The sequence below is a fragment of the Paenibacillus camelliae genome, assembly GCF_023715345.1.
GTDB lineage: Bacteria > Bacillota > Bacilli > Paenibacillales > Paenibacillaceae > Pristimantibacillus > Pristimantibacillus camelliae.
Genome location: NZ_JAMBNY010000002.1, coordinates 328,075 through 343,263 on the forward strand (window position 1 = coordinate 328,075; position 15,189 = coordinate 343,263).

Consider the following 15,189-nt stretch of genomic DNA (forward strand, 5'->3'; position numbering starts at 1 on the left):
TCATCCCCTTACAAATTAATTACGTTATTTTTATCTTCCACTTGCTTCTCCTTCTCTTGAAAGGAATAAAGCAAACATGTAAATGGAGGCAACTCTATTGAAATACTGTGCGGTTGACCGTGCATGGGCACTTGTTCACTATGAATTTCTCTATGTACAACCGTTGTCGTGCCACCATACTTGACTTCATTACTATGCAAAAGCAGCTCATATATACCTGACAAAGGCGCTCCAATTCGATAATGGTGATAATGGTTCTCCGAAAAATTGGCCACGATGAGCAAAAGACCATGTGAGCTTTTGCGAATAAAAGAAATTTGTGATTGAGCTGCATTATTCACATCTATCCAATGGAACGTTTCCGGCTCAAAATCGTTCTCCCAAAGCACAGGCTGATTACGGTATAGATGGTTCAGTTCCTTAACATAGCGATGCATGCTTTGATGCGATTCATATTGCAGCACCTCCCAATCCAGCATATGCTGATCCTTCCATTCATCAAACTGGCCCCATTCCCCACCCATAAATAGCAGTTTTTTTCCCGGGTGAGTGATCCAATAGCCGTAAAACATTCTAAGCTGGGCAAATTTCTGTTCATAGCTGCCCCACATTTTATTTAGCAATGATCGTTTGCCATGTACGACCTCATCATGTGAGAGTGGAAGCACAAAGTTTTCTGAAAATGCGTACCAAATCGAAAAGGTAATGAGATGATGATGTGTTGTACGCTCCTCTGGAGACATGGACATGTAACGCAGCATATCGTTCATCCATCCCATATTCCATTTATAGTTGAATCCGAGTCCCCCCACATCCGTTGGCTTCGTCACAGCAGCAAAAGAGGATGAATCCTCCGCAAGCATCAATATGTTGGGGTAATAATGAAAGATGGTTTCGTTCAATGTTCTGAGAAAGCGTATAGCGTTCAGATTGAGTCTTCCGCCATCTTCATTTAAGGTGTGAAGCTCTGGCGGCTTGTCCATATGGAGATCAAGCATTGTTGCAACAGCATCCACCCGTAAACCGTCAAAATGAAACGAATCTATCCAATAGATGGCGTTAGATAGTAAAAAGCTGATTACTTCACTTTTCGCGTAATCAAAGCTAAGCGTTCCCCATAGCGGCAGCTCCGCCCGCTTCCAGTCAGCCCCTTCATAGATCGGACTGCCATCAAAGCATCGCAGGCCATGATTGTCCTTGCAGAAATGGCCAGGGACCCAATCCAAGATGACACCGATATCTTGCTTATGACACTCATTAATGAAATGCTTCAGCTGATCTGGATTACCGTAGCGGCTTGTTGGGCTGTAAAACCCCGTCACCTGGTAACCCCATGACTGATCAAGCGGATGCTCCATTAACGGCAGTAATTCAATATGCGTATATCCCCATTCAATCACATAAGGAATAAGAAGATCAGCTAGTTCTTCATAGGTATAGTAATGCTCCTTTCCTTTTATCCTCCAGGAGCCAGCGTGTGCCTCATAGATTAATAGTGGTTGTTGATAGGAAGGAGCTTGCTGCAGTTTTTCATACCACGCTTGATCGGACCATTCAAAGTCATTCAGGCCATAGACAATCGATGCCGTATTCGGTCTTCGTTCGCTATAGAATGCATACGGATCACTTTTTAGCAGAACATCTCCGTTAGCCGTAAGGATTCGGTATTTGTAGCGTGTGCCTTGCTGCATGCCTTCCATAAAGCCAATATGTATGCCTGTGCTGCCTACCCGTGTCAACGGTATTCCTTCGGTATCCCAGCCTATTTCATCTGTGACTATTGCTACTTGCCTTGCCTCCGGTGCCCAAACAGCAAATCGGACGCCCTGCTGACCATTCCAGCTCATCGGATGCGCCCCCATGAATCGGTAGCTATGGTGTGATAAGCCGCAGTTAAATAGATACAGCTCATCTAGTGAGATACCCCAATACGATTTCTTCATTGATTCTCCTCCATGCCAACTTACAAACTTACCCATACTGATGTATATTATGATAAGCAGCAATACATGAAGGTTTGTTACATATATTTTCAGCGCTCCGTAAATGATGAGGCTACAATTGCTGCCCTCTGATTTCAGCGCTCCGTAAATAGTGAGGCTACAATTGCTGTTGTCCACTGATTTCAGCGCTCCGTACATGGTGAGGTTACAATTGCTGTTGCCCTCCGATTTCAGCGCTCCGTAAATAGTGAGGTTACAATTGCTGTTGCCCTCCGATTTCTAGATGTGAATTAAATGTAGAAATCGGAGTACAAAGGCAACCGCTGCGCTTTTCCACTCTCACCATTACTCCTGTGGGGTTGTATCTTCGTGGGCGTTTCTGTGATGTTCTCACACCATCACTTGGCTGGAGCTCATATTGGGCTGTTTCTGCGATGTAATCTCGCCATTACTCCTTAGAGTGTTTGGACATTTGAGTTCTTTTGTTAGTAGATTTCGAAGCTCTGTGATCCAGGGGGGATTAAGAATGAAGCATAAAATTATTATGATCATTATTGTTACGATGGTTCTAATGATACTTACATGTTGTGCTCGTGGAGTAGAGGATTATCCTGCAGCTGTACAGTGGAATGACAATGTTTACTTGGGATCAGGTGACTTTATTTCTGAAGCTGAAATCGGAGATAAAATAGGAACGATTAGTAAAAATGTATCTACTTTTCCGAAAAACAACGGAGAAGCAAATGCTTATCCAGCTGGTAGCAATATTTATGAGATCAGGGGATCTTCTTCCAAGGAGTCCATCGCAATCGAAGATAATGGACAGTATCGGATATTCAATCATCATTAGTGCTTGCAAGGTTGTAGTATACAAAAACAAGCCGCTGACGATACAACAAACGTTGTATCGTTAGCGGCTTGTTAATAGATTAGCTTTATTTAGTTTGTTAAAAATGGGGTGAGCTCGCCTGAAGAAAACAGCACTAGCTCGTGCATCGCGCGTGTACATGCGGTATAGAACAGCTTACGCTCACTTTCGAGCTCGTAGCTGTTTCTGCTTGCATCATATATGAGCACACAGTCGAATTCTACGCCTTTGGCTAAATACGTAGGAATAACCATAATTCCTTTTTCAAACGTTGCTGTTTCTTGATCAATAAGCTTAAGCGTCTTCCAGCGATCGGAGTAGCGTTCATACACTTCGCTGCACTCCTGAGCTGTTTTGCATATAATCGCAATCGACGAAAAGCCTTCTCTTAACCAGCGCTGTAGCAGCTCATCTACCGCTTTATCATAGGCGTCATCATTTTCAATGATTGATACGACAGGCTCTTGCCCATGTCGATTGAATGGAATGATTTGATCCCCGCCATCAATAATTTTAGATGTAAATTCTACAATCTCCTGGGTTGAGCGATAGCTTCTAAGCAGTGACATATATTCCGTCTCGCTAGCATCAAATAAGCCATCTAATGGATTAAATTGATCCAGCATACTCGTATTAATGAATATTGCTTGATTGATATCTCCGACGATAGTCATTCGGCTCCGTGGAAATATTCGCTTCAAATAATGAAGCTGGAAAGGCGAATAATCCTGTCCTTCATCAATAAAGACGTATTTAACCGAAGTGTTTGTATGAAAACCTTCCAATCGTTCCTTTAAATATAAATATGGCGTTGCGTCTTCATAAGGCATCTCTTTGTTAATAAGACGTTCCATCGTTAACGTAGAGATGCTTTGCCATAGTTCTGGCGAAACTCCACTTGGAACCTGCTCCTGCTGGAACATTAAAGTATAGATCATAGGCATATCGATATACTTTAACAGCTTAACCTGTCGACGAAGCTTCTTAAATTTTTCCTGCACAATTCGAGCGGCTAGAAAGTTACGCTCTGCCTCATAATCATTAAAGGATTGCTCCGTAAATTTCTTCTTTTGTCGTAGATGCTGGAACGCTTCTACATATTGCTCATTATCTAAAAGCTCTAATGCTTCATCGACCCAGCTCTCCTTTTGCTCCTCCTTTGACAACGCTGTAAGCTCTTTTAGGAGCATATTCGTCAGATCACGCAAACGAATCGGTATATTTAGCTTTGAATCAAGCGCATAAAACATCTCTGTAATTTTCTTCTTGGAGATAAGCACCTTTCCTCGGAATACAATACTCTTAAACTGCATTCCTTCCTGTCCAAGGCTCTCTACATATTGATCGATGTAGGTCATAAAGCTTGCTGTGCCCTTGAGCTTTATGCTTGCAATATTCGATTCATAATCTGGGTCGTCATAAGCGGTTAGACAATACTCCAATTGCTGAAATTGATCTTCAAGCTCAAATGCTTTGCCTAAACGATGCTCTAGATATTGACCGTACGTCGTTTGCTCCATATTTTGCTCACCAAGCTCAGGCAATACGGTCGATACATAGCTGTTAAACATCGGATTAGGAGAGAATAGAACAATTTGCTCAGCAGTTAAAGACTCACGAAAACGGTAAAGTAAGTAAGCAACACGCTGAAGCGCTGCTGACGTTTTTCCACTTCCCGCAGGTCCTTGAACAACAAGCAGCTTTGCATGCTCATTACGAATAATAGCATTTTGCTCCTGCTGAATTGTAGCAACGATGCTTTTCATCTGTGCGTCTGAATGCTTGCCAAGCACATCCTGCAGGATTTCATCACCAATCGTCACACCTGTATCGAACATGGAAAGGAGCTTACCATATCGAATAATATATTGTCTTTTTAGCGTCATCTCGCCCCTAATCGTTCCATTCGGCGTTCGATAGGAGATTGGGCCGGGGCCATAATCATAGTACACGCTAGAAATTGGTGCACGCCAATCATATACTAGATACTTATCATTTTCATCATCCAGTAGAGAGCCAACACCAAGATAAATTGCATCTACCGGCTCACCCTCCTCAGCCACATCGATACGTCCAAAATAAGGGGACATTTCTAGCTTATGAAGAAGCTTTACTTGATCATTTAACAGCCGTTCACTGCGCTCACGCTCGGAAAGCAGCTCTGCCTGCTGCTTCATGCTGGCATATGTTTCTGCTGTCTCCGCAGCATCCTCGAAGTTTACAGTTACATCCTCCCAGAAATTGCGTTTAATATCTACGATCTCAGATTTAATATCTCCGGTTACATCGGTAATTTTCTCTAATCGACTACGTATCAGCTCCGTCACTTGCTCTACTCGTTGCTGTTCCTCAACATAATCATCTGGCATATTCGACATAAGTACCTCCTTCTGTGATATAGCCTAGTGCGTCTATTATCATGCTTCCCTGCTCTTGCTTAAATATAAATGAAATTGATTCTACATCTGACGCAAATAGCACACCATCTCTTGGGTACTCTTGCTCAATCAGTGAAATCGGAATGACGTACGTCTGTAGTAAAGGTTCGACTGAAACATCGTATTTCCCTTTCTTTATATTCTCTTCCAGCCATTCTTGCTTCGTAAAATCATGTGCGGCAGGATGTAAAATATGATAAAAGGGCTCAAGATCAAATGTTTGCTCTCCCCAGTGTCCAGCCTTTAGCTTCAGTTGAAGCTGAAGTCCTGTGTAAGCTTCTGCATCATCAGCTTGCTCTATGTTATCATTATCACGATTTGCCTCAACGACACTATTCTCCGAATCAGCAGCATTTATACTTTTTAAGTTCATTGAATTTTGATCCGCTAGGTTCTGCGAATTCTGCAATTCTTCAGAAAGTTTCTCTTCCTCTTCGGGGTCCATCATTCTTTCTGCCCTAGCTAGCGAAACAACAATTGAGCTGATCTGACGCTCATGGTTAGTGTACGGCAAATGCTCAATAGGGAGAGTTAGCACACTGTCCGCCTCTTCCCAGTTCACCCATAATACGCGATTCTGCTTATCTCCGCCACTTCTGCCCTTCAGATCAATGGTCTTCGCCGTCAACGAGGTATCGTTATCTGCGCCGAGCGTGAAAGGCTTCTCAAAATCATACCATTGCTTCGTATTCGAGCTGCTATAACGACTCACATAGCCTGTTAAAGGCAGCTGTTCACCAATTGTCCGATAATCCTGGAATACTGCCTCGTACTTCGTATCGCCAGTAAAGCTTGCCTGTAGAAAGCTGTGTATGAACAGCTTGGCAGCCTGACGTTGATCCTCACCATTCATGAGATCTGCAGTATTAAGCGCTAATGCACCCGGAAAATTTTCGTCGTACTTTCCCCACACCGTATTAAACTGTCCATGATTCGCATGATATATCTCAACACTCGCTTTAAAATGACCAGCCCTAGAAAACGTCGTTCGTTCATACTGACGCTCACCATAGGACTCGGTTAGATCGGCATCCATCGTGCCATGCAAGTTTAAATAGTTAACATTACGCAAATAAGCCTGCTTACTGTCAACACGATAATCTGTAGGTGCTACGGCAACGACCGCTTGAATGTTCACCTTATCCAGGACTGATACGACCGGAATGTCATCGATTAGCCATTTACGAGCATCGACAGCCATCGCAGCTGCCTGACCGCCTCGCGAATGTCCAATTAACGCGACATGATTCCAATCTGCAGGAAATTCTTCATCATATAAGCTATTCATATGAGCAAGCATTAACCATGAGCGCAGCAGCTGATCATCATCAACGATTCCAGACCATACAGAATAATTTAAAAAGTTTGCATCGATTGAGCTGACGATCATCCCATGAGATGCAAGTAATTCTGCAAGATATCCATATCCATCAGAGGAGTCCTCCTCACTTAGATGGTTACCATGCATAATAAAAACGATTGGAAAAGGTCCTTCTCCTTCTGGAATCCACAGCTGTCCCTTCATTGGAATCTCCTGCTCTGTAAATCCCCAATACTGTTCCTTCGTCCATGACCAATCCTTTAATACGGTCGATCCATCTGTTGATGGGACATAGAGCGTAGAAGAATCATCATCCGTGTCCCAGCTTGGATCAGAATGATAGCGATAATGAGTAAAGGAATATTCACCTTGCTCAGCCAGCTGTATACCTAGCGGTTGAAGCTTTAATTGCTGTTCTACCTCTTCTTCATCTACGGATAGATCTACTTTATCTGAATCTTCCGAATCCATTATCGCAGTTTCTTGATCTGCATCACTATATTCTTCCATTGCGGAAGCATCCTGCAGCAATACAGCAGAGTACTGCGCGATGTATTTTGCTTTCTGTACGTTATCCCAGTAGCTTTTGATAGCAAGCCCAGAAAAGACAATACATAGTAGCGAGGCTACCGTTGCGATAACGGTAGGCAATGATTTTTTTCGATATGCGTATAAATATGAAACAAGCAATGCAAGCAAACCAAGTGCACTAACAATGATGATGTTCGTGATCGATATGGCTTTCCATCCCCAATTGCTTCGCTCAAAAATAATCGTTGTTTGCAGAATAATCCCTAGAATTCCCGTTACCCAACCAGCTATTGACCTCAAATAAAAAAACGAAAATATAAAATAAAGTCCTAACACTAAAACTGCAGAAGCTAACACATAAATTGTACCGATTATCGCATAATCAGCCCATAGACCAAGTCCTGTCGGTAGACCTGGAATGGTTAAGGCCATCTCCATACATAATCCTGCATAAAAAACGGTCAAAGCTGCTTGATTCGCCCTGCTTGGGATGGCAATTGCTATATGAAACCTCTTCTTAATCCATCGAATCAACCTTTGCTTACGCGACAAGGAAGCAACTCCCTCTTCTAGGATGGCTTCTTGATCGTTAACCAATATCTTTCATTCTCCTTTTCAAGATGGATTGGCACTTCATAAAAGCTCGACATCGTATGCTGAGTAAGCACTTCCTCAGTTGTTCCGCTCGCAAAGATTTTTCCATCCTTCAATAACAACGTATGTGTGAAGCAAGGTAGAATTTCTTCCACATGATGGGTTACATAGATTAACGTTGGGCACTGCTCTTGACCTCTTAGCTCTGTAATCATATTAAGCAGCTGCTCACGTGCAAGCAGATCCAAGCCTGTACACGGCTCGTCAAGTATAAGCAGCTTGGGTTTATTCATTAAGGCTCTAGCGATTAGTACTCTTTGCTTCTCTCCTTGAGACAATGTACGATAAGGTGATTTTGCTAAATGCTCACAGCCCATAGAAGACAACCACTTCAATGCAGCGTCACGTTCGTCAGCAGTTGGTGTGTCATATATGCCAATGGATGCGTCTCTGCCACTCAGCACGATATCGACTGCCATGTCGCTGCCATATAATCTCTGCTGCATAGAGGTACTGACCCAGCCTATCTCTTTACGGAGCTCTCTTAAATCGTAGGTGCCAAATTCATGACCTAATACTGAAATTTTACCGCTTGTCGGCCACTGATAGCCGTTCACCATATTAAGTAAAGATGTTTTGCCAGACCCATTTAATCCAAGCAAACACCAATGTTCTCCTTCTTTAACCTGCCAATGAATTTGCTGCAGAATTGTACGTTCTTCACGTTCCCAATGAATATGCTGTAAATCAATTATCATATAATGTGCCTCCTTAACAAAAGCTCTTCTTATTCTACCACGTTCACTGTGTAGTCACTACTTTTCAAGTCCTTATGCAACACAAAAGAAACTGCCTCATAGATCAGTTAGATCTAGCTAAGATGCAACTCATCTAAAATAACTTTATTTACCCTTCGATTAGTTACTCATAACTAATCGAATAAAAAAGCAAGTATTGAGGATGCATATCAGCATCCAGCAATACTTGCTCGCTAATGAATGGGATTAGTGCAAAAAACGTTCATTACGACTTCGTTACAATAATTTGACCTTTTTTACTATTATAGCTCACTTTACCACCAAGCTTATCATTGACAAACCGGAGTGGAACAAATGTCGTGCCTTTAATCGATACAGGCGGAACCTCTAATTGACTTTTCACTCCATCAACCGTTACGGTTTGACTACCTTCCGTTAGCACGATCGTTGATTTCCCTTTAATCGTAATCGACTTGTCTTTGCTGTTCCACTTCACATCTGCACCTAACGTATTGCTGATGAAGCGCAGCGGCACAAGTGTACGGCCTTGGCTAGTATATGGCGCAACTGGAAGCTTTATTTTTCCATTTGCCGTATACACATATTTTTCATTAATATATAGTGCGTATTGATCCTTACTAAGCTTGTCAGCAGAGGTATCGACCATAATGGTACTCTGCTTGCTAGATGCTATTCGTCCCTTTGAGTCATATACGGTAACCTTTAGCTTATGAGCACCTGGAGACAAGGTTGATGTGTCAACTTTCCATTGATATGGATATTGCTTACTCTCAGCCACTTGTTTGCCATCAAGTGAGAAAACAACCTTACTAATGTAAGGATCGTATGTTTTTACCCATGCAATCACTTTACTATTCGTGCCACGAACCGCTTGATCCTCAATAGGAACAACACTTTGAGCTAATACCTTCTTGGATTCAGCTAATGGAGTCACTCGACTTAGATAATATGGATCTTTAATCATATTTTTATATGCGCCTAGTAATGAGCTGTTTTCTGTAAGACTGAAATTGTTTAAGCTGCGCTCAGCGCTATGTGAATCCGTTAATGTATTCAGGCTAAACCAATTGATATTTTTCAATCGTGGATATTTTAATTTCGCACCATGATAAAGCATATTCATCTTTGTAATGGCAAAGTTAACCGTTGAGGTATTGCCAGCCTTACTGAAATGTGTAGCTCCATACTCACTTACCATTATCGGTTTGCGGTCAGCATACGCTTGATATACATAATCCAAGGAATCAAGCGGATTCACATGATCAGCAGGACTCTTAACATCACCATTAAAAAACTTAACTGAATAAATGCTTAGCCCTACCCAATCGACGTAATCATCTCCTGGATAATAATCATGAATATTATGCTTCGGGTTAGCCGCTGGAGACCACACCATTGCAACATTTGGTGCCTCTTCCTCCATAACTTTGGCAACTAGTCGGAACTTCTCAATATAAAGCTTAGGATTCCCGCTCCACGTTACCCAGCTCCCGTTCATTTCTGAAGCAAAACGAAGAAATATAGGAACACCTGCCGCTTGTGCATCCTTAGCGAATTTTCGCAAGCTAGCATCGTCCTTTACTTCACTAAGCCCGCCCTCGGGCTGTACTGCCAAATGAATCGCACCACCCGCTGCTTTAACCTGTGACGCCCATATATGGGGGAAATTAGCTCCGTAGCGATGGTAGTTAAAATAAATCGCGTGCTGCTTTCCTGTTAATTCGTTAAAGGCTGCAAACTTTTCGCCTTTCTTAGCCTCTACTCCGCTATCTTTTTCAATAAAAGCACCAATGTACATGCCGTTATCAGGCTCAAACTTCGCTAAGCTGCCTGACTCCTGCACGACTTGCACTTGATCCTCGATAAACAGCTCAATTTCTGTATTTAGTGCATCTGCCATAGCTAGTACTGCAAAGTATGTATTCATATCTCCACTTTTTAAGCCTAGTGCATAATGAATATCTGCTTCAGCATAGTAAGTATCTGCAGCGTTTTGGTACTGTCCATCCTTCTCGTAGGCTTCAGCCAGCTTTCGTAAATAGCTTCCATTTTTAGTTTGCTTTACAGCTGCTTTTAATTTTACTATCGCTTCCTTATATTTACCCTTGTCCATTAGCTTGACAGCCTCTGTATAATGCTTCCAATGGTGTACTTCCGCTGCATGAACGCTTGAATTAGGAATATACATCGCCAGTAACATGATCACAACCATCAAACTCATACATAATTTTACATTTACCTTCATGTTTTTTATCTCCTCCCTGTAAAATTATATTATAAAGCGGAGTTTTTTTATATAACAATAAATAACCCGTCTTAGCAAGCAGGCTAAGACGGGTATCCAACATTTTATTAGTTCTATACATAAGAAAAATATTGTATGATGCTCATCATGATTGCTACGCCAGCTAACGTGCCTGACACCCAAGCAATTGAACGTGTTCCCTGCCTGTAAGCTAGTACTGACAGTATTAATCCAGATAGGCCTGTCCAGAATGGCCATACAAATAAAGCAATAACAGACACGACAAGTGCGATCATACCAACATACCAGCCAATCGCAGCATTCACCTTTGTATGACGGTCACCATCATCATCATAAGTGGTGAATCGATGGCCGGACGGGGTATTCAATTCCTCATACGTTATATCCGCACCCATCTCCGTATAAATCCCGCCATGCTCAATTGGCGGCAGGGGCTGATGTTGTAACGCAATGGCATCGTTATGAGGAAACTTACCTTTGTAGGTTTCTACAGGCAGCTCACTCCGATAAATTTTATTGCCACGTGAAAAACGTTTGCCTTTACCCATTCTAATCACCTCTTAGCGACAAAGGTTAGGCAGCATGTTTCTGCTGATTGCTTCGCAACATCCTTATGCTCAGACTCAATTAGCTCGGTAGAAAATTCTTCATTCGTGTTGATTTTTGAGTGCGCATCAATTTCAATCTTAATCTCATCGGCAAAGCATCGATTATTTTCTCCCCAAAAAGAGCAATTGGACACAGTACAAGCTACGCCTTTAGGCATAAAAAATCACCTCCATCAACAGTTTGCCCTGTAGATGAGGTGACTTATTCTCGTTATTTTTTTCCCATCATACGACGCTGGGTCATATAGTCACTTTCGTAATATGCAAGCTCGTCTCGAAGCTCTTCGTAATACTTGGTAACGCTCATTACAACATTTCTTGCCTCTCGTTTCGGCTTATAACGAAAGCGAATCGCATCTTGACCTGTATAAGCGTAACGACCATCCTCAGAATAGCATTCATTTTTAGGATAAAAGAAAGCGTTAACACCGTTATGATACACCTCATAAAGAGCACGCTCTGCAAAGTCTACGTCAAAATTCGGTCTTCTTAGAAGAACACCAAGCTTCTCATAAGAAACTTCAGAAAAAACGAGCAAATGACGAAGATCAGCCAAAAAGCCTCTATAAAACTGCTCCTCTTCCTCTTTTTTGTCCTCACTTACAAGATGCTCTAATGCGTGCGTATTTAAGAAGTTTTCTAAAATCGCTATCGCATCTTTTAGCTTCTCACGTGTCGATTCACTAAGCGACTTCACATTAGTCGATGGCATGTCGGTAGATCCCCTTTCATTTTCCAAACGAAAAAAAACTATAACATTTACATCGTAACATAAAAGTGTATAAAACGGTACTATTTCAGGCTCGAACTGTATATTTTACGACCTTTTACGAAAAAGTAAAAGAAAAGGAGTGGTGATGATCATGAAGAAAAAATGGCTGATACCGATCGTTGCAGCAGCTGCTATATTTTTAGTGTTGCAGCTATATCAGTCGAATTCAAACAACAATACAGAAACACCGGAAATCGCGGAGCTGTCGCAGCAGCAACAGCAGCAAGCATCCATTCACGAACAATTAAGCAATAACCTAGAAGAGAAGCAAAAGCTAAGTATTTTGCAGAAGGATATGAACAATAGCGACTTACTTGTTCTTAGTGAAATTGAAGCCGATTTAGATAAACTCATCTCGTTAACGGACGCTAAGCAAGCGAAGCAACAAATCGCTATGCTGCAGGAAGAACATCCTCATTATGTGTACGTAAAATGGGAACGAGATAAAGCTAAAATTCAGCTTGGTAATTTCCCTGGCTCTGACTCTGATGAAGCGAAGTCATACTTTAAGGATGCTGAGCGCTTTTTTATTCCTGGTGACCGTTATAGCTCTAAGCTGTATTACGGCAAAGATCATCATCAGTATCGTGTCCTTGCTCGAGTGGGAGACGAAGTTAAGCTTACTGCGGTCGTCAAAGCCTCCATTATCCCGCAGGTCGAAGACCATCAACGTAAAAACCTTCGTCTTGTGCCTTACCCAGCTGAAGGAACAATGAAGGTTGAATCGGTGAAACCTAACTCTACCGTAGATACTACCGTTATCACTGGAGAGGATAATGGAAACGTAAGTCACTATTACGAAAAAGAGGTTGTCGTTAAATTTAACTCTACGTTAACGGATGACCAGATCAAAAAACTAAAACAAGAAACGCATTGTATTCGCGCTGAAAAAATAGGCGAAACCTATATTTTAACGTCAGACAAGCTTTCAACAGAGGAGCTAATTGCTTACTTAAAAGAAAATTGGCCCGTTTCATTTGTAGAGCCTCACTATATTTACTTGACCAATGAAGAAACAACGGCAACCTTTATACCTAATGATTCACTGTTCTCCCGTTATCAATGGAACATTACCAATATTCATGCTGAGACAGGCTGGAACATTAGCCGAGGCAGCGAGGATGTCATTATAGCCGTATTAGACTCAGGCGTTCAGTCCAATCATCCTGATCTAAGTGCAAGACTTCTTGCGGGCTATAACGTGAATGATGGGTCAACCAACGCAGCAGACGAACTAGGTCATGGTACACATGTGGCCGGAATTATTGGAGCTTCAGTAGACAATCAGGAGGGAATTGCTGGAGTTACTTGGTACAACTCTGTATTGCCAGTTAAAGTACTGAACAGCTCAGGTGCAGGTTCCACATATAGCGTAGCGCAAGGAATTATATGGGCAACAGATCAAGGTGCCAAAGTCATTAACATGAGCCTTGGTAACTATGCTTCAGGTGATTTCCTGCACGAAGCCATCAAATACGCCTATGAACGTGATGTTGTTTTAGTTGCAGCAACGGGTAATGATAACACCAATCGTCCAGGATATCCTGCAGCCTATCCAGAAGTTTTTGCCGTTGGAGCAACAACAAGCGGGAAACAGCGCGCAGCGTTTTCCAACTATGGAGATTATGTTGATGTCGTAGCACCAGGCGATTCAATTGCGAGTACCTATATTGGGGGACAATATGCTGCCCTATCCGGTACTTCAATGGCTTCACCACACGTTGCAGCCTTAGCAGGGCTTATTCGTTCTGTTAATCCTTCGCTTACGAATACGGAAGTAATGGATATTATGAGGCAAACAGCAACTGATCTTGGTGATCCTGGTTACGATCAATACTATGGCTATGGCGAAATCGATGTGCAGAAGGCTTTAAATACAGCTGCGAGCTATGCAGGCACGCTGCAGACCTATCCAAAAACAGTCAAGAACAAGCTTGATCAATTGATTAATGATTGATCATGTACTACTCACGTAATATGTGAATGGCTTAGCTATATTGAAAAAATCGTCCCAAAGCCTTTAATGCGCATGGGACGATTTTTTTGCATTGATTAGCTATTACTGCTTAACATTTAATAATCATTCGCTGCGCACTTTGATGTTTCGCTGGAAAGTGGACAGCACGACACCACCGATAATGAGCAAGGATCCCATTAGTTCAACTTTTGTCACGGGCTTGTACAGCAGTATTAATCCCATAAGCATAGCTACAAAAGGCTCTAAATTAGATAAGATCGACGCTTTTGACGCATCCACATAACGTATATTCTGATTCCATATAAGCGCAGAAATCCCATGCACAACAATCGCTGTTACAATTAGAAAAGTCCAATCAGATAGATCCGTACTGACTCGGATCGGATGATCTAGTACAGCTATGAATGGTACTCCTACTGCAAAGCCAATAATATTCGAATACAATGTAATCGTTAGGGGACTCACTCTTTTGGAAAGCACTCGTGTCATTATAATCATGATCGCGAATGTTACCATTGTGACAACGATCCACAAGAGTCCACTATCAACAGCTATAGCTACAAATTCCCCTTTAGTTACTACGAAATAAATTCCTACAATTGCGATCACTGAGCCGATCAACATTCGAATCGTAAATTTCTCCTTTAAAAATAAAGCAGCTAACACTCCCGCTAGTATAGGGGTTGTTGCTAGTATTAATGCAGCGGTAGTCGGATCAGCAGTTTGTAAGCCTGCGAAAAAGGACCATTGATTAATAAACACACCGACTACACCGAGTACAAATAGCAGCATCAAGTCTATTTTGTTGACTCGTCTAAACTCCTTCTTAATAGCAGCTAATCCAACTAAAAACAGAACGATAAAAAAAAGTCTCAACTCTGTTAGCATCGTTGGAGAGAAATATTGAATTAACATTTTTCCAAATACAAAATTACTCCCCCAGATTACAACGCATAAAGTGAGCCATGAATAAGCTTTAATCATATAATCAACCACTCCTAACAAGATCGCGCTAAAATTTCTTTTTGGATTTTTCGGTCAAAGTTTATACTCTGCTTACTATATCCACGCACGTAAAAAAACCTGCATTT

The 15,189-nt window shown here is 41.9% G+C and carries 11 protein-coding genes; 2 read left to right on the forward strand and 9 right to left on the reverse strand.

Annotation, left to right across the window (positions count from 1 at the left end; genetic code table 11):
- Positions 1 to 8 precede the first annotated feature (8 nt).
- Complete coding sequence (gene glgB, locus M3180_RS07710; protein ID WP_251666724.1) at positions 9 to 1,943, reverse strand: 1,4-alpha-glucan branching protein GlgB; 1,935 nt, start codon at positions 1,941 to 1,943, stop codon at positions 9 to 11.
- Positions 1,944 to 2,469: 526 nt separating this feature from the next.
- Between glgB and M3180_RS07715 the strand changes: the two genes are divergently transcribed.
- Positions 2,470 to 2,793: a hypothetical protein gene (locus tag M3180_RS07715; protein WP_251666725.1), complete on the forward strand. Its 324-nt coding sequence runs from the start codon at positions 2,470 to 2,472 to the stop codon at positions 2,791 to 2,793.
- Positions 2,794 to 2,882: 89 nt separating this feature from the next.
- Here M3180_RS07715 and helD read toward each other — a convergent pair whose 3' ends face one another.
- The 7 genes from helD to M3180_RS07750 all read right to left on the reverse strand — a co-directional run bounded on the left by helD (position 2,883) and on the right by M3180_RS07750 (position 12,060).
- Entirely contained in the window at positions 2,883 to 5,189 is a 2,307-nt protein-coding gene (helD, locus tag M3180_RS07720; protein ID WP_251666726.1) for an RNA polymerase recycling motor HelD, read from the reverse strand.
- Entirely contained in the window at positions 5,170 to 7,698 is a 2,529-nt protein-coding gene (locus M3180_RS07725) for a poly(ethylene terephthalate) hydrolase family protein (protein WP_251666727.1), read from the reverse strand. Before M3180_RS07725 ends, helD begins: the two co-directional genes overlap by 20 nt.
- The gene (locus M3180_RS07730; protein WP_251666728.1) at positions 7,671 to 8,453 is read right to left on the reverse strand and encodes an ABC transporter ATP-binding protein; all 783 of its coding nucleotides are present in this window, start codon (positions 8,451 to 8,453) and stop codon (positions 7,671 to 7,673) included. The genes M3180_RS07725 and M3180_RS07730 overlap by 28 nt, the downstream gene beginning before the upstream one ends.
- Positions 8,454 to 8,718: 265 nt before the next feature.
- Entirely contained in the window at positions 8,719 to 10,719 is a 2,001-nt protein-coding gene (locus M3180_RS07735) for a stalk domain-containing protein (protein ID WP_251666729.1), read from the reverse strand.
- Positions 10,720 to 10,832: 113 nt separating this feature from the next.
- Entirely contained in the window at positions 10,833 to 11,288 is a 456-nt protein-coding gene (locus M3180_RS07740; protein ID WP_251666730.1) for a hypothetical protein, read from the reverse strand.
- 5 nt (positions 11,289 to 11,293) lie between these two features.
- Positions 11,294 to 11,506 carry a DUF1540 domain-containing protein gene (locus M3180_RS07745; RefSeq protein ID WP_251666731.1) on the reverse strand — a complete coding sequence of 71 codons (213 nt, stop codon included), beginning with the start codon at positions 11,504 to 11,506 and terminating at the stop codon, positions 11,294 to 11,296.
- 53 nt (positions 11,507 to 11,559) lie between these two features.
- A complete protein-coding gene (locus M3180_RS07750) occupies positions 11,560 to 12,060 on the reverse strand; it encodes a YpuI family protein (RefSeq protein WP_251666732.1) in 501 nt (166 codons plus the stop codon).
- Between the two features lie 151 nt (positions 12,061 to 12,211).
- Between M3180_RS07750 and M3180_RS07755 the strand changes: the two genes are divergently transcribed.
- A complete protein-coding gene (locus tag M3180_RS07755; protein ID WP_251666733.1) occupies positions 12,212 to 14,077 on the forward strand; it encodes a S8 family peptidase in 1,866 nt (621 codons plus the stop codon).
- Positions 14,078 to 14,200: 123 nt separating this feature from the next.
- On the opposite strand, the gene M3180_RS07760 is transcribed toward M3180_RS07755, so the two are convergent.
- Positions 14,201 to 15,082 carry a DMT family transporter gene (locus M3180_RS07760; protein WP_251666734.1) on the reverse strand — a complete coding sequence of 294 codons (882 nt, stop codon included), beginning with the start codon at positions 15,080 to 15,082 and terminating at the stop codon, positions 14,201 to 14,203.
- Positions 15,083 to 15,189 lie beyond the last annotated feature (107 nt).

Bases quoted from the DNA above. Each gene is read 5' to 3' on its own strand.
- glgB (WP_251666724.1), bottom strand. From the start codon at position 1,943: ATGAAGAAATCGTATTGGGGTATCTCACTAGATGAGCTGTATCTATTT.
- M3180_RS07715 (WP_251666725.1), top strand. From the start codon at position 2,470: ATGAAGCATAAAATTATTATGATCATTATTGTTACGATGGTTCTAATG.
- helD (WP_251666726.1), bottom strand. From the start codon at position 5,189: ATGTCGAATATGCCAGATGATTATGTTGAGGAACAGCAACGAGTAGAG.
- M3180_RS07730 (WP_251666728.1), bottom strand. From the start codon at position 8,453: ATGATAATTGATTTACAGCATATTCATTGGGAACGTGAAGAACGTACA.
- M3180_RS07735 (WP_251666729.1), bottom strand. From the start codon at position 10,719: ATGAAGGTAAATGTAAAATTATGTATGAGTTTGATGGTTGTGATCATG.
- M3180_RS07740 (WP_251666730.1), bottom strand. From the start codon at position 11,288: ATGGGTAAAGGCAAACGTTTTTCACGTGGCAATAAAATTTATCGGAGT.
- M3180_RS07745 (WP_251666731.1), bottom strand. From the start codon at position 11,506: ATGCCTAAAGGCGTAGCTTGTACTGTGTCCAATTGCTCTTTTTGGGGA.
- M3180_RS07750 (WP_251666732.1), bottom strand. From the start codon at position 12,060: ATGCCATCGACTAATGTGAAGTCGCTTAGTGAATCGACACGTGAGAAG.
- M3180_RS07755 (WP_251666733.1), top strand. From the start codon at position 12,212: ATGAAGAAAAAATGGCTGATACCGATCGTTGCAGCAGCTGCTATATTT.
- M3180_RS07760 (WP_251666734.1), bottom strand. From the start codon at position 15,082: ATGATTAAAGCTTATTCATGGCTCACTTTATGCGTTGTAATCTGGGGG.